Annotated in this window: 11 protein-coding genes; 3 read left to right on the forward strand and 8 right to left on the reverse strand. The window is 41.6% G+C overall.

The window, feature by feature from the left end:
- Window positions 1-86: 86 nt before the first annotated feature.
- Genes NQ550_RS14560 through NQ550_RS14570 form a run of 3 tightly spaced genes read right to left on the reverse strand, consistent with a single transcriptional unit; the run spans window position 87 to window position 5,713 of the window.
- On the reverse strand, window positions 87-881 hold the full coding sequence (locus tag NQ550_RS14560; RefSeq protein ID WP_025579604.1) for a hypothetical protein: 795 nt from the start codon (window positions 879-881) through the stop codon (window positions 87-89).
- A gap of 13 nt (window positions 882-894) precedes the next feature.
- The gene (locus NQ550_RS14565; protein WP_025579603.1) at window positions 895-2,142 is read right to left on the reverse strand and encodes a DUF5716 family protein; all 1,248 of its coding nucleotides are present in this window, start codon (window positions 2,140-2,142) and stop codon (window positions 895-897) included.
- Window positions 2,126-5,713, reverse strand: a complete 3,588-nt coding sequence (locus NQ550_RS14570) for a DUF5717 family protein (RefSeq protein ID WP_025579601.1) — start codon at window positions 5,711-5,713, stop codon at window positions 2,126-2,128. Before NQ550_RS14570 ends, NQ550_RS14565 begins: the two co-directional genes overlap by 17 nt.
- 397 nt (window positions 5,714-6,110) lie before the next feature.
- Between NQ550_RS14570 and NQ550_RS14575 the strand changes: the two genes are divergently transcribed.
- Together NQ550_RS14575 and NQ550_RS14580 are read left to right on the forward strand one after the other, a co-directional pair.
- Complete coding sequence (locus tag NQ550_RS14575) at window positions 6,111-6,917, forward strand: transglutaminase domain-containing protein (protein ID WP_025579600.1); 807 nt, start codon at window positions 6,111-6,113, stop codon at window positions 6,915-6,917.
- A gap of 264 nt (window positions 6,918-7,181) precedes the next feature.
- Window positions 7,182-8,543 carry an MATE family efflux transporter gene (locus NQ550_RS14580; RefSeq protein WP_025579598.1) on the forward strand — a complete coding sequence of 454 codons (1,362 nt, stop codon included), beginning with the start codon at window positions 7,182-7,184 and terminating at the stop codon, window positions 8,541-8,543.
- A 110-nt stretch (window positions 8,544-8,653) separates the two neighbouring features.
- Here NQ550_RS14580 and NQ550_RS14585 read toward each other — a convergent pair whose 3' ends face one another.
- From NQ550_RS14585 to NQ550_RS14605, 5 genes are all read right to left on the reverse strand, one after another.
- A complete protein-coding gene (locus tag NQ550_RS14585) occupies window positions 8,654-9,703 on the reverse strand; it encodes an NAD(P)H-dependent flavin oxidoreductase (RefSeq protein ID WP_025579595.1) in 1,050 nt (349 codons plus the stop codon).
- A gap of 183 nt (window positions 9,704-9,886) precedes the next feature.
- Entirely contained in the window at window positions 9,887-11,263 is a 1,377-nt protein-coding gene (locus NQ550_RS14590) for an ATP-binding response regulator (RefSeq protein ID WP_242833622.1), read from the reverse strand.
- A 54-nt stretch (window positions 11,264-11,317) separates the two neighbouring features.
- The gene (locus NQ550_RS14595; RefSeq protein WP_044996589.1) at window positions 11,318-11,947 is read right to left on the reverse strand and encodes a CHASE domain-containing protein; all 630 of its coding nucleotides are present in this window, start codon (window positions 11,945-11,947) and stop codon (window positions 11,318-11,320) included.
- A 36-nt stretch (window positions 11,948-11,983) separates the two neighbouring features.
- Window positions 11,984-14,647, reverse strand: coding sequence for a GAF domain-containing hybrid sensor histidine kinase/response regulator (locus NQ550_RS14600; protein WP_025579593.1), 2,664 nt, complete (start codon window positions 14,645-14,647; stop codon window positions 11,984-11,986).
- A gap of 380 nt (window positions 14,648-15,027) precedes the next feature.
- Window positions 15,028-15,720: a Crp/Fnr family transcriptional regulator gene (locus NQ550_RS14605; protein ID WP_025579592.1), complete on the reverse strand. Its 693-nt coding sequence runs from the start codon at window positions 15,718-15,720 to the stop codon at window positions 15,028-15,030.
- A gap of 96 nt (window positions 15,721-15,816) precedes the next feature.
- Here NQ550_RS14605 and NQ550_RS14610 point away from each other — a divergent pair, with 96 nt between their 5' ends.
- Window positions 15,817-16,536: a 4Fe-4S binding protein gene (locus NQ550_RS14610; protein WP_025579591.1), complete on the forward strand. Its 720-nt coding sequence runs from the start codon at window positions 15,817-15,819 to the stop codon at window positions 16,534-16,536.
- The last annotated feature ends 3 nt before the right edge of the window (window positions 16,537-16,539 follow it).

A 16,539-nucleotide genomic window follows, 5' to 3' on the forward strand; every position in this document is an offset into this window, starting at 1 on the left:
TGTTTTGTTATTTATCACACAGCCACTCTACCATGTGAAAGTATGTGTTAATCCTATCACACACCTCCGCCTCTGTCAAGAGTAAGTTATGAACCTGTACTTCTGTGATAATCTTTCATAAGTCTCTCCAGAAGGGCATCCAGATTTTTTTCATCTGTTTTCTCTTCCGGTACAGACTCGAAAGCTTTCAGAGACTGCCTGATTTCTTCTTTTATACATTTCTTCAGTTCTTCATCTACTTCAAGCTCTTCCATAACCTTATCATAATCTGTCTTATCATGAACACTGCTGTATGCTATGATATAAGCTTTTAAGGCTTCTTTTGAATGCTCTTCTCTGTATGCTTCCAGAAAACATTCCTGTGCTTTTTCCATCTGAAAAAGATAACTGTATGCACAGCCAAGATTATAGTGCACTGAAGCTGCGAATCCTTTTCTCTGCTCAGACAGATCCTCTCTTTCCAGAAGTTTCTGATATACCCGGATGGCGTTCACATACATTCCGTTTTCTGTCAGTGCATCTCCCTTTCTCTTCTGACGGACTGCCGCTTTTTCTTTTCCATAAGTCACAATCCTGCTGTTAAAGCCTTTCATCTCCTCATAGGTAAGGTAATTGATCTCCTTGAAAACAGGATAGATCATCTCTTCCACACTTACATTTCTCTCCAGATTCTGTTTCAGCTTTGCAGCCAGATGCACAAGTTCAAGCTCATCTCTGAGCCAGTTACATAATTCTTCATTAAAAACAGTATGATCAGCAAGGTAAAGATTGTGGTACAGATAATAACAGAGTTCTTCTATAGAATAAATATTCATACTGATATTCTCTATAAAATAAGGACGCTGTGCTTTTTTTGTCTGACATAAAATATATCCGCTCATTGCTCCATCTCCTTTACCATTCTACTGTCTCTGTCCAGGTTTTCCCACTGGAAGGGAACATTTCTCCGAATCCCAGATCTGTAACCGTCACTTTACATTCTGTAGATGAGACATACTGTAATTCTAGCCGTAATCTGGTAGTCTTGTCCGGACGCAACGGAATACCGGGCAGCATCATTCCTACCCTTCTTTTCTCCGGTCTGTGGTACGTGCTTACAATAAACACAAGCTCCTCTGTATCATCAAGAATAAATTCACAGGATGCCTTACTGTCATACCAGTTATTTCCTGCCTCGATCAGCGGATAATAGGTAGGAGAACCCATCACTCTCATTTCCATCCCCACATCAGCCATAACCAGAGAATCGCTTAAAAAGCGATATCCCTTTAATGCCTTGTTCTCTGTTTTCTCTTTTCCTGCAGCGCAGGCACCCTTTGCAAAAAGATTATTTCCATAGAAAACCTTTCTTTTCTGATAACAGAGTAACCTTACAGACTGCTCTGCCCAGTCCTGTGAAAATCCATCTCCTGTGATCTGAATGCTGGAAAACAGATCTCTGCCAAGTGTTTTCTGGACAAACTTACCGAATTCTGAATCTCTCTCCTGTCCCTCAGCAGGAAGTTCTGTCTCCACAGCTTCTTCCAGTTTTACAGTGACAGGCTTTGTTGCACCGTTCATTGTCATCTTGCGAAAAGACACGTTCTCCGGTGTAAAGGCATACCATCCCACACTGCGGTTCCAGGTTTCTCTTTTCTGTGAGAGCACATAATAATAGAAGCTTTCCCCATAATCCAGCAGCATATATTTCTCATGTGGAAATCCAATTATCTCAAATGCTTTCTGGAAATTCTCAACCTGAATTTCCGTCAGCCCGGGCAGTGTCACCGCCACACATTTAGTATTTTTGACCAGTTCTGCCACTCCCAGAAATTTAAGCATTCCCTGCAGAAACTGAGCCAGGATCTCCCATGGTGCAAGTTCCTGTCCTTCCACCAGCACAGAATCACTTTTTTCACAGATTCCATAGACATCATCGATCATGACTCCGCCCTTTTCCCGGACAAAGTAATCTGCTTCCAGTCCTACGCAATAGTCTTTCTGCTCCGGTCTCCAGCACAGAATACAGGGAGCCTCATACTGATTTCCACCCGCTTTCATAGAAAGAGAACGTGCCTCGTCTCCTTTTCTGTCATAATAACATATCTGAGAATACTCTTTGCCAAAATCAATTCCCACGATCAAATCACGAATTTCGTTCATTTGTTCCTCCCGGTTTCAGGACAATCTGTTCCTGCTCTTCTTTCTCGATCACAAACATCTTCTTCACATACTGTTCCTGGCGAAGATACTTCTTCACCTGTGAAAACACTTCTTTCTTTTTATCCAGTCTGCGTGCAGAGAGCATCTGATTGATCATATGATATTTGCTTACAGGTGTACCCTCAATCTTATTCATTGTAAGTACCCTCTCCTGCGTCCGATTTACCTGCTCTCCTGTTACTGATTCAAAATAGTACCGCAATGTCTCCCCGTAGAACAATGTAAATGATTTTGCAAAAATACCTTCATATAAATCACGCAGAGGCTCTGTCTGATATTTCACCTGATTTCCGAGGCCTGCATCCAGTGCATAATAGAGTGTCACCTTTGCAGACGGATCTGCATGGTATTCCACAAAGGTTTTATCATCCAGCTGATAGGGACTTAAGACAGATACCGGAAGTTTCCTGAAAAACGCAAAGTACATTCCCTGTTTCACACATTTCTGAAGAATCTCCTCTGCATTGCAAAGCTGTTTTTTCTCCAGTTTTTTTTCTTTGGAATACGCTTCCAGAAGAGCAAGACTGCATACAAAATCAACCGGCCATTTCTCATCATAAGCCCGCTCCAGCAGACTTCTTACAAAAACACTCATCGGATATTCTTTTACAAATGCACCATATGCAGTCTGCGTAAGATATGCTCCTGTAATACGTTCCTTTCCGCTGTGATGAACATAATCCTCCAGGATCTTCTCTCCCTCTTTCCTGTAATCAGAAGTAAACATCAGAAGGCCAAGAAGCTTCTCTTCCAGTTCATAAGTATCCATCTCAAAGCCCTGCGCACTTTTCCATACAGATATCAGTTCATCTACAGGACCAAATCTGTATTCCATAAGATACTTCAGGATCACTTCATCATATTTTCCGCGTCTGTATACATCCGATGCAAGGGCAAGCAATTCGTCATCCTCCTCCATCTCACATCTTGTCAGCATTCTGCTGGTCAGTTTCAGCTGGCTCTCTATGCGGATTCCTTCATATCCGAATTGGGAAACAATGGACATTGCCTGCTGATACATTCCTCTGGAGATCAGTACTTCCAGAAGAGCTGTTCTGTCTACAGCCGCATATTTCTTATAGTCCATCTGTCTCAGATAATTATCTGCTTCTTCTGCTCCGGTGTGTTCGGAATAATAAGAAAGCAGCTTCTCTCTGATACATTTCTGATATTCATCTGAAAATTCCTCTGACTCCGGGATCCTCTGGAATGCCTGAAGATTCTCCTGTTTCAGTTCTGTATGCTCACTGCAGTGAAGTACCAGTCCCGGCTCTTCAATATGAAAACCAAGAACCTTATCTGTCAGTTCACGCTCATCAAATAATTTCTTGATATTGTAATCTACTGTTGATACATATCTTCTCTGCTTCCCATCCTGAAACAGGATCACCGCATCATCTGTATAAATTCTTGGATAAGCCACGCCCTGGATACATGGGTAGATTTCTTCTTCCCTGAGCTGTTCATGGCGCACGATCACATAGCGTATCTTCTTATCATCACAGTACAGTCTGTGTGTAAACAGCTTCTGCGCGAGCAGTTTTGCCTGTCCTTCTGTTTTGGGATTGCTTAAAAATTCCTGATAAAGAACCGCATAATTCTCATTCATCCGTCCTTCTTTCGCCTTGCGCATGGCAAAAATCTTCATATGATCCCTGTAATCCGCATATGTCTGTGGCTGACGGCCTCTGTTTCCCACAATACTTGCATAAATAAATGCCTTTTTATCATCTGCAAGAGAAGTATTATTATAGGTAAAATACATCAGAAGGGGCTTTGGAAGTTCTCTCTGATAAGATGTATCCATTGTTTCCACATAATATTCATATATCCTCGTCAGACGGATTCCTTTCTCCACTGCCTGGGAAAACCATCTGAAATATTCCGGTTTTCTCGGATTTCCAAGCATGATATATCTGCAGATTGCTTCCAGCGTATCATCGGATTCAAAAGCATCGTATCCCATTGCCAGTGCTCTGTACATACTGGTACAGAATTCTCTCTCATACCCTGTAAGATAGGCAAATCTCATCACCAGCTCTTCTGTCAGAAGACCTTTCTCTCCCGCAAATAAAAATACCTGTGTCCAGAAACTGCTCATTCTGTGAAGAAGTGTTGTGTCACTGCTGATATAATTCCATGCTTCCAGATACAGAAACGGACTCCTGCAGCCTTTCTCAAAAAGTTCCTCCATCATAAATACAAGCCTTGAAGGAGAACCCTTATCCTCCGGATTCATCTCCAGCCAGAGTTTGAACAACAGGAAACTGTCTTCCTTCTGCAGAAAGAAATTGTACAGACGTCTTATCGCCTGTTCTCTGTCTTTGTGCAATCCTGTAAGAACGCAGAGATAAAGGTAAGCACCTGCCAGTTCCAGATTCTCTCTGACAAAGTTCTGATGTTTAAATTTCTTCAGAATTTCTCTTGCCTGCTCATCCTTTTCTTCCATATGAAGAATGTATGCTTCATACATCTGATATTCCGGATAATCACAGCCTTCTTCCCTTAATTGATTAAGGACAAATCTGCTGCTGCCGATCCATGTCTTACTGTCCATTCTTTTGCAGGAGTATTCTGCAAGGTCACGTAACAGTTCCAGCTTATGCCGTTTCACATGAATCTCTGTTTTGAGCTGCACTTTCGATTCCATGGATGCAGTGATCTGATAAGTCAGCTGCTGATAAGGACTCTTCACAGTGATCTCACCAAACTGACGTCCTTTTTTCAGCTTTTCTTTACGGATTACATATTCCACCTGATAATAGCTTCCTATAAAATCCTCATCTGTGACCACATGCCTGGAAACTTCCAGAAAATCACCTTTCGCCTCTACCTCCAGCCTGAGATGTCCCCATCCGCTCCTCTGGACTGCAAAAGTTTCGCGGACAGATTCACTGATATCATAAAAGCTGTTCTGATCTGCCTTCAGTTCAATTTTTACAGGATCCTTTTTTCCCGTTCCGATCAGAAACTCTTCTACATGCTGAAATGTCACAGGCTGTTTTGAGAGTCCCTTATAAAGAGCTTTCTCTTTCTGTCCGGCATTTCTTAACAGAAGTTCAAATCTGCGGTCTGTAAAAACACGATATGCTTCTTTAAAATCGTCCTTTGCAATATTCACAAAGGTATCCATATCCGGCACATCTCCGGCTGCACTTTTCAGTTCTGCTTTCTCTGTCTGAATAAGAAATGGCAGCTTATATTCTCCAATGTCTGTGGTGAAACAAAGCCATCCCTCATGTCTCTCACCCGGGTGCATCCCCGCACCGTCAATTCCATACTGCAGTCTCACCGTAGTTCCCGAAAATTTCTCGGTTCCCGGTACCACGCGCCTGTTGGAAGATGTAATATATCCACGTATTTTCTGATTATCCTCTGTTCCGAAATACAGTTCCCCTTTGTACACATCACCTGCTTTCAGAGTCACTTCTATTTTGTCCTGCGAAAAAAGGAGCTGCGGATGTTCATGTCTGAAATTTCCACTTAATAGTTCTTCTATCGTCTTTTTCAAAATTGTTCACCTTATATCCTTGCTTAAATTACAGAGCTACTGTTCACAAGCCTATTGCGTTTAATTATACACCACAAAACGCATCCGCGCAACAATCCGCTCTTCAGCTTTTTCGTTACTGTTCACTCCGTTCACAGTAACGTAGCCAAAATTCATTCCAGATTGCCTGCGGCAATGGAATTTTGGCTTGTATGTCTCGGGATTTTGGCATATTTATGCCAAAACACCTCGCGGTATAGTGGTGTGTGAACAGTAACGCTTTTTCTCCAATTTAATATTGCGCACAGTGAAATTGTCTTATATAATAAAATATATCTTATGATTAGAGCAGATAATTTCTTCATTGTACATTATTTATCAGAAATAAGTATCTGCTCATAAAGAACGGAGGTGCTCTATGAAAAAATTAAAAGTATTTTCTATCTCAGCAATTCTTATTGCTATCTGTTGCTCTTTTTTATTTTCAGCTTCAGTATCCGCAGCATCAAAAAAACGTAACAAATTTGACCACAAACCCAGCGGAAACATTTATTACTATGATGAAAACGGACATACTGTAAAGGGACTTGTCACGATCCGCGGAAAGAAATATTATTTTAATGAAAAGGGAATCCAGCAGAACGGCTGGCAGAAGATCAAGGGAGATTATTATTTCTTCCAGATCCGCAACGGCTGTTATGCCTCCATGGTAACTTCCCGGCGTGTAAATGGTATTTATCTTACCAAAAGTGGAGAAGCACGCTATAACAGTGAAGAAAAAAGAAAACTGAACCTTATGGTCACAGCTAACCAGGTCATGCGTCGTGTGACCAAAAGAAATATGTCCAAACCAGAGAAATTATGGAGATGTTATCTGAAGGCAGTCAGCTACGGATACGGTGGCACCGGCAATGACTACGATTTCCGTTACTATTACTCAAACTGGGATGTCAGCTATGCGGAGGATATGTTCTACCGGGGGCATGGCGACTGTTTCGCTTTTGCATCTGCATTTGCTTACCTGGCTAACGCAGTCGGATTTGAAGCCAAGGTTATCTCATCAGGCGGTCATGGATGGGCTGAGATCAAAGGAGAAGTCTGCGATCCGAACTGGGCAAAAGGCACAGGACATATCGAAAGATATTACCGTATGAGTTATGATCTCAGCGGTGTAGACGGACGTCCCTATTATAGAGGAAACAGGGCGTATGTAATTACAATCTGATCTCATCCGGACATTTTCTGACATGTCAGGCAGATAAAACTATACGCTTCGCTGCCTGATTTATAGTAATCCTCTAAAATAACGCATCTTAATCCAAAAAGTTCCGGGTATCTGTATCTGCCAGATGTCCCGGAACTGTTACTGTTCACTCCGTTCTCAGTAACGTTGCCAAAATTCTCTATCCTGAGTTGACTTTCCTTTCTTTATATCGTATCATTAAATATTATTCATTCAAAAATATTTTTAAGAAAGAGGTTATCATCCATGAAGGATAACAAAAATTTTCTGGGCACAGAACCTGTTGGAAAGCTTCTTTTAAAGCTATCCATTCCAACAGTGATCGCCCAGCTCATCAACATGCTTTATAACATTGTAGACCGTATTTACATCGGCCACATCCCGGGGGAAGGCAGCCTGGCACTTACCGGTGTGGGAGTCTGTATGCCCATCATCATGATTGTCTCCGCATTTGCGGCACTGATCAGTTCCGGCGGCGCACCAAGGGCTTCTATTTACATGGGAAAACAGGATAATAAATCTGCTGAGAATATATTAGGCAACTGTTTTATTCTTCAGATTATTATCTCTGTTATCCTCACTGCCATTTTACTGATCTGGGGCAGAGATTTATTACTGGCTTTTGGCGCCAGTGAAAACACCATCAGTTATGCAACAGATTATATACATATTTACGCTTTCGGTACCTTGTTCGTACAATTAACCCTTGGTATGAATGCATTCATCACTGCACAGGGATTTACCACATTTTCCATGGTTTCCGTCCTGATCGGTGCTGTCTGCAATATTGTTTTAGACCCTGTATTTATCTTTGTTTTTCATATGGGGGTACGCGGTGCTGCACTGGCAACTGTTATCTCACAGGCGATTTCCACACTCTGGGTAGTTTTATTCCTCTGCGGCAAAAAGACACAGCTTCACCTCAGGAAAAAGCATCTCCATCTGGAGGCAAAAGTTGTTCTTCCCTGTATCGCACTGGGACTTGCTGCTTTTATCATGCAGTCAAGTGAAAGTATTGTAACTGTCTGCTTTAATTCATCCCTGCTTCGGTACGGCGGTGATATTGCAGTGGGAGCCATGACCATCCTGACCAGTGTTATGCAGTTTGCCATGCTTCCTCTTCAGGGAATTGCGCAGGGAGCACAGCCAATTTCCAGTTATAATTACGGTGCCAAAAATGCAGACAGAGTAAAGAAAACTTTTCGCTTGCTTCTGATCACCTGTCTGTCATATTCTGTACTCCTCTGGGCTGCTGTACAGCTTGTTCCCAGAGTATTTGTAAGCATTTTTACGGCAGATACAAGTCTTATCGAATTTACTGCACCAATGCTGAAAATCTATCTGGGTGGTCTGTTCCTCTTCGGTATCCAGATTGCATGTCAGATGACCTTTACCTCCCTTGGAAAGGCAGTAAACTCTATTATTGTTGCTGTTGTCCGTAAGTTTGTACTGCTGATCCCGCTGATCTATATTATGCCCCATATGATATCTGATTCAACAACAGGCGTATATATGGCAGAACCCATTGCAGATATTACTGCTGTGATCTTTACCTCTGTTTTATTTACATTTCAGTTTAAAAAGGCACTGGCAGAAATTCAAAATTAAATACTGTACAAATCCATAATAAGGGGTGAACATTACAAAACGTTCACCCCTTAAATTATGCATTTCTATAGTCAAACGGATATTCACAATCCGCTTCGCTACTTGATTGATCAAAACAAGTCATTAATCACTTCCTGTACTGTCTGCAAACGCTCTGCTTTCCATGCTTTTGCACCACAGAAAATAAGTCCCTCATCTACATTCCCTTTTACTGCATTGATCAGTCCGTCAGTAATACAGTAAGGTATTTCTTTGGGGCTGCATTTTACAAGACATCCATGACAGGGACTGTGTGAAATCTGTTCGCCGTTCATGACACGGGTCATGAATTTGTTCATAATGGCACGACCTGGCATTCCTACCGGGCTTTTTACAATGGCAATGTCGGATTCTTTTGCTTTTAAATGAGCTTCTTTATAGCGGATGTCTGCATCACATTCTTCCGTTGTAATAAAACGGGTAGCTACCTGAATGCCGTCAGCACCCAGATTATCCACTTTTTGGACATCCTCTCTGTTATAGATACCACCGGCTACGATCACTGGGATTTCTGTCTCATATTTCTCTGCGTAGCTTTTTACTGTTGCGATGATTTTCTTTATTTCTTCACTGTAGGATTCTTCAGTATATTTCTCCAGTTCTTCTTTATGAAAGCCAAGGTGTCCGCCTGCCTGAGGACCTTCGATCACTACCAGATCTGCAGTTCTTTTGTATTTTCTGTCCCAGTATTTCAGGATTACTTTTGCGGATTTGTCTGTAGATACGATGGGCGCAATCTTTGTCAGACTTCCTTTTACCAGTTCCGGAAGCTCTGTGGGAAGTCCCGCACCGGAAATAATGATGTCTGCGCCGGCTTTTACTGCAGCCTTTACGTGAGATGCATATTCCTTCAGTGCAACCATAATATTGTATCCTATAATTCCGTCTTCGGAAATCATACGGGCTTTTTTCATTTCACCGGCAATGGCACGTTCGTTGGCTGCTGCCGGATTTCTGTCGAAATCTTCTTCCCTGTAGCCGATCTGTGCAGTGGAAATAATACCAACTCCTCCTGCTTTCGCAACAGAACCTGCAAGTCTGCCAAGACTGATCCCAACTCCCATTCCCCCCTGGATCAATGGAACTCTTGTGATTTTATCTCCTATTTTGAAATTCTTCATTGTGATTCTTCTCCTGTTATTTTGTTTGTATTTTAAATATTTTGATATTCAAAGTATATCACAATATTCATTCTTGTCAAGCGAAACCAGTTTATATAGTTTTTAATACTATATAAGTCCACAGATTTTGACAAAAAATCCGCTGATACGATCAACTTGTGTAATCATATCGGCGGATTTATTCTATCTGATATATTTTGCCATCACCGGTAAAAGTACCTTCATATCAATTGGTTTTGCCACATGATCATTCATTCCGGTCGATATCGCCTTTTGTCTGTCCTCTGCAAAGGCGTTTGCTGTCATTGCTATAATGGGTATGGAAGCTTTCTCCTCATCTTTCATTCTGCGTATCCTGGCTGTAGCGTCATATCCATCCATCACCGGCATCTGAATATCCATAAGAATCATATCATAATATCCGGAAGCTGCTTTCTCCAGCTTATCCAGACAGTCAGCTCCATCCATTGCGCGGTCTGCAATAATCTTTTGTTCCGCAAGCAGTTCTATCGCAATTTCTGCATTCAGATCATTATCTTCTGCAAGAAGAATACGTTTTCCTTCCATCCTCTTTAATGCATCCGGCTGTTCAGATATCTGATTCCTGTATACATCCTCTTCTGATGCTGTATCAAAAGAAATATCTACAGTGAATTTTGTCCCGGCACCCTGCGTACTTTCTACCCGGATACTTCCTCCCATCAACTCGATCATGGATTTTACAATAGGAAGACCCAGTCCTGTACCAGCGACCTTGTTCTCTGTGGTTGTATGCTCTCTGGAAAATTCTTCAAAGATATGTGGAAGATATTCCTCGCTCATGCCAATGCCTGTATCTTCACAGGTAAAAATAAGCCGGGCTTTCCGGGGATCCTCTGAATCCTTCTCATATATCTTTACATGAACCCCATGCCCATCTGACGTATACTTTATCGCATTGCTGATGATGTTCAGCATTATCTCCTGAAGTTTCACCCTGTCACAAAGGATAAAGGTATGATATACATCCAAATCTACCGAATACTGCAGGTTCTTCTTCCTTACATCTTCCTCAAATACTGTGTTTACCGTATGAAATAATGTGTTTATATCCTCTGCTTTCAGCTGCAGAGCTGTAGTGCCGCTTTCAATACGGGCTATCTCCAGGATCTGGTTAATAATCGTCATCAGCAGATTTCCGGAAGAACAGATCTTTCCCAGATATTCTTTTGCCTTTTCCTCGTTTTGAAGGTTCTTTTCCAGTAATCCGGAAAAACCTATGATCGCATTCATTGGCGTCCGGATATCATGGCTCATATTAAACAGAAATCGTGTTTTTGCTTCATTGGCACTTTTCGCCAGTTCTGCCGCTTTCTCAAGCTCAGCAGCATATTGTTTTTCTCTGTGTTTTTTGCTGGATATCTGATAAAAAACCATAGCGATCAGCAACGAGAATATATAAGAAGCAATTATGGAAAGAATCCATTGAGAAACCGGAGTCCACCCATTGGAAGGCGCAATATCAAAATACCATGTGTTATTCGGGATCTCACATTCTATCGTCAGGCTGTTTTCCGGCATATCATCCTGACTCTGGGCAAGAATAACCTTATCTCCACTGCTTCTGTCATAAGATCAGATCTTATAACTGAAATCTGCCTCACTTAAAGATTTCAGATTTATATCACTCATGAAACGATCCCAGTCAATTACCTGGAGTACAAATCCCCAGAAACTACTCTCTCCGAAATTATCGGTTCGATAAACCGGTTTAAAAAGTAATGCTCCTGTTCCTCCCTGCTTTAACTGATAGGGACCGCCAAGTGTATATTCCCCGGTTTCCTTAGCCAGAACTGCATCTTTTTTCCGTTCGTGTTCCCTCAGAACATCCAGTCCAAGAGCCTCTGAATTTCCCTGCATAGGATAGATTTCGGTTATGATCCCTTCCGGTGCCAGCTCAAACGCCTTTACCACACCTTCCTCATTAGGAATCTTTTCTGCCAGTTCTGAAAAAGTGTTTTCATCCATATCCGATCCATCAATGATATAATTTCCCAGAAAATCAGAAATCATTATATAATTTTCCAGCTTTGCCTTGACTCTCCTTATCGTGCTTTGTGCCATATAAGTTCCCGATGCTTTTTTTTCCTTTTCCTGATATCGGAGCATCTGACTACACGCAAAAAATGCGATCAGGAAAGAGAGAAGTCCTATAATATAGCAGTATTTTTTAATATGTTTAGCAGCTGTACTATTTATTTTCATTGAATTTTCCTCGTTATGTTTTCTTCCAACTGTTTTTCATCGGGCTGTGCAATAAAATCGAATGGTATCTATCACTTTCTCCATTTGAAGGGGTTTTGAAAAATGTTCGTTCATTCCTGCTGCTTTACTCTGTGCAATATCATCCAGAAAGGCATTGGCTGTCATAGCAAAAATGGGGATAGATTTCGCATCCTCTCGATCCATTTTTCTGATTCTGCGGGTAGCTTCCAGACCTCCCATTTGTGGCATCATCAGATCCATCAGAATCACATCAAAGTATCCGGGCTCTGAATCCTCAAAGATTTCTACGGCTTCCCGTCCATTCCATGCCTTTGTCACTATCATTTTTTCTTCTTTCAGCAGAAACTCAGCAATTTCCATATTCAGCTCATTGTCTTCCACCAGCAGAACCTGAATTCCCTCTACTGAACAGTTCTGATACATATGAGATTTCTTTTCCGGTTCCTCAGCAGAGATTTCAAAAGAAATATGAAGAATAAATTTGGTTCCTTTTCCCTGTATGCTCTCAAAGAAAAGAGTTCCTCCCTGCAGTTCTATCAGTTTTCTGGCAATGGCAAGTCCCAGACCAGTACCTGCATATTTTGTTCTGGCTGACTGTCCTTCCTGGGCAAAAGGCTCAAATGCCCTTTTCTGAAATTCCTCACTCATGCCGATCCCGGTATCTGTACAGGTCAGTTCATATTCCGCAATGGTATCCGTATAGGAAATCTCACGACAGGTAACTGTCACAGAACCGCCATCATGATTATATTTTACTGCATTGCTGCCGATATTCATCAATATCTGCTGGAAATGTACCGGACTTCCTATCAGCTGTGTATGGATGATTTCTCCAGCTTCTACATAATAATTGACACCAGCTTCATTTGCCTGCATCCTGATGATTTCATTCGTATTATGCAAAAGTTCCAGCAGATTAAAGTGCTTTCTCTCAAGCTGTATATTGCCGGATTCCAGCTTATTCATATCCAGCACATCATTGACAAGATTTAAAAGATAACTGGAAGCAGTCCTGATTCTGGTACGTGCTTCCTGCTGAAGCTCCAGATCATCCGGATAACGGTCCGCAATATCCACACAGCCCTGGATCCCGTTGATCGGTGTACGAACATCATGGCTCATTCTCCTCAGGAAATCTGTCTTTGCCAGATTGGCTTTCTCTGCCTCCTGAGCGGTTCTTCTCAGTTCTTCCCGGCTCTCCAGCTCAGATATTTTCTGGTCATTAATATCTCTCGTCACATAGAGAACATTAGTCACTTCCCCTGCTTCATTTCGAAGCTTTACAATAAATCTTGCCTGATACCAGACTCCGGTTATGGCTCTGTATTCTGTGGAAACATCCTCTCTGTTCTTCAGACGCTCTGCCAGAGTGGAAACATCCAGAAATTCTCTCATTCTTTCCTGAAATTCGGGGGCTATGAATTTTTCTCTGGCTTTTGTAAACTTAACAGAAGTCTTTCCACTTCTGCCGGTCAGACGGTGCATGGATTCCTGGCTGGAAATCTCCTCACAGGTATCATGGATCAGATCCATCCGGTAAATGATCCGGTACATTTTACTGATTGCAGAGATAATCTCATTATTCATTTTCAGATCAGCCATAGTCGCTTCCATCTGCTGCTTCTTTTTCATATCCTCCTGCACAATATCATCAATATAGCGAAATCCCATAATGATCTTATAATCATCCCTGTTGCCTGTCTCCAGGCGGATCACCTGTAATTCAAAATACTCATGTCCGGCATGGTTTTTCACTGACTGATAACGATACGCAAAACGCTTGTGATTCCGCAGATACTCTATGAGAGCGTGACGTTCCATCTTCCGGAGGAAATCCGATGCTGATTCCCGGATCACATAATGGTCATAATAATATCTGATTCTGGAGGTATAGCCGGATTCCAGCTCTGTCATCCCATCAATCTCTGCCCAATTAGAATGCATGCTCTGTTTGATCGGTTCCAGAGTATCATTTGCCAGATCACATAAATAAAATGAGGTATAATCTACACAGAGAGCTTCCAGGATATGCTTCTCCTTCTGAAGTTCCTCCAGATTGCTCTCCAGTGTTTTCTGCTTTTCCTCAAGCATCCTGAACATACGCAGATTATTCAGGGTACTGGCAAGATGTCCGCCTGCATTGGAAAGAAGCGATATGGAAACACCGGGATTAACCAGATCCGGATTATCCAGACCGATAAAACCGCTCAACTGCGTATTTGCAAACAAAGGTAAAACCAGCAGAGAATGAATATCCTGAACCTTCAGGATGTCATATTCCGAAGGCATAGTTTCACATATTTTCTCCAGATCATGAATAATTATAGTTTCTCCACGAAGAAATTTCTCATGCCACACCGGCATACTATCGGCAGAAATACGAATCAGATTGTCAATCTGGGGGACGATCCCCTCTCTGCACCATTCGAAGGTATTGCTGTAATAATCCTGTTTTTCAGACATCAGTTCAAAAATATATACTCTGTCTGCATCTGTATATTCACCGGTGTATTGAAGCAATGCAGGAATACAGTCCTTCACTTCTTTTTCATCTGATGCCTGATTGATGTCTGATATCAGAGACAGGATCTGATTCAGCAGTTCCAGCTTTTTGTTGAATTGTCTGTAGTTGATCTCATGTTCTTCACTCTTATTATCGTTTGCCTTAAACTTTTTCATATAATCTCCCAACACTTATATAGAAAATACTACCGCATTAATTCCTGAAAACAAAAAAGAACAGTCGATACATATGTTCGAACTGTTCTCCTACTTCTGAAGTCCATACAGCATTGACATTACTGTTTCCTGCTCATTTGTACTCATACCGTTCCGTATCCATAAAACTTCCCTTTAAGCCATTAGAGGAAGTATATTTGCAAATATCATTTAAAGATACTTTCGTTTCTGCAAAAGTCATTTTCGCTTATATCACTTTCATAATATCACAGACAGCTACGTTTGTCACACGAAAGTTTAATCGAATCAAGTAAGTCCCCTGCGGAGGTTGCAAATATCCGCTTGACATAACTGTAATACACAATTTTTCATAATGGATATCACATTTTTATTTCAGAATCCGAATTATTACAAACAGTTAATTCAAAATGATTTCTATTTGTTTTTATATAACCTTCTTTCTGTAACTTTGATATCTCCGTAGACATTGCCGCACGGTCAATGCACAGATAATCTGCCAACTGCTGCCGGTCAAAGGGAATATCAAAGGATAACGATGAATGTCTGATAGACTCTGCCGACAGATAGGACAATAGTTTGTCCCTTGTCGTTCGCTTGCCCACATGTGTGATTTTGTCGTTCAGGATCAGTATCTTATTTGCCAGAACGCTAACCAGGTTGCGGATCAGCTTCTGATGGTGTTCGCATGCAGTCGGGCAGGAAATCAGAAGTCTTTGGACATTTAGCAGAATAATCTCACAATCTGTATCTGCCACCACACTGACATTCAGAACAGCTCCCGGGCTTGCTGCATATGGCTCACCAAAGAAATCACCGGTATGACATTTCGACAGAATATTCCGATGCCCCCAAAGGTCTTCCTGAATAACAAGAACACAGCCAGACACCACAAGTCCCATTACCTCGGTAGAATCTCCTGCTCTGAAAATATAAGAATCTCGTTTTTGGGAAACTGTTGTTGCTTTTACACAATGCAGTATAGATAATATCTCGTTATCAGTAAGGCCTGTAAAGAATGGACTGTTTTTTAGAATGGGTAAATATTTTTTCAAAATCATTCCTCCTTGTTGGAAATCAAACATACAAGTTGTATTTATCATACTATAATGCTGACAGAAACAAAAGTTAAATCTATTGACGGAGGTAAAATGATAAGAAAGATTATTCGAATCGATAAAGAAAAATGCAATGGCTGCGGCGCCTGTGCAGATGCCTGCCACGAAGGTGCCATTGATATCATTAATGGAAAAGCAGAATTGGTGAGAGAACATTTCTGTGACGGACTGGGGGATTGCCTCCCGGAATGTCCCACAGGTGCCATTTCCTTTGAGGAACGGGAAGCACCTGAATATGATGAAGAGGCTGTGAAAGAAGCACAGAAAAAAATATTTGCCCAAAATCAGGCAATAACTGCTCATGCCGGCTGTCCCGGGTCTAAAAGCATGCAGATTCAGCGATCAGAAATACCCAAATCAGAAAAACCATCTTCAACCACAGGTCAGGTATCCAATCTTCAGAACTGGCCGGTACAGATTAAGCTGGCACCTGTCAGTGCCCCATATTTTAACGGCGCAAAGCTTTTAATCGCAGCCGATTGTACTGCTTACGCTTACGCAGGCTTTCATCAGGATTTTATCCGAAATAAGGTAACATTAATCGGCTGTCCTAAATTGGATCAGGTGGATTATAGCGAGAAACTGACTGCAATAATCCAAAATAACGATATTCAAAGTGTGACGATTGTAAGAATGGAAGTTCCATGCTGTGGCGGACTTGAGATGGCAACCAGAAAAGCACTTCAGAATAGTGGAAAATTCATTCCCTGGCAGGTTATAACCATAGGTATTGATGGAAATATTATAGAATAAAGG

Origin of the sequence: Blautia wexlerae DSM 19850, assembly GCF_025148125.1 — a bacterium.
Taxonomy (GTDB): Bacteria; Bacillota; Clostridia; order Lachnospirales; family Lachnospiraceae; genus Blautia_A; species Blautia_A wexlerae.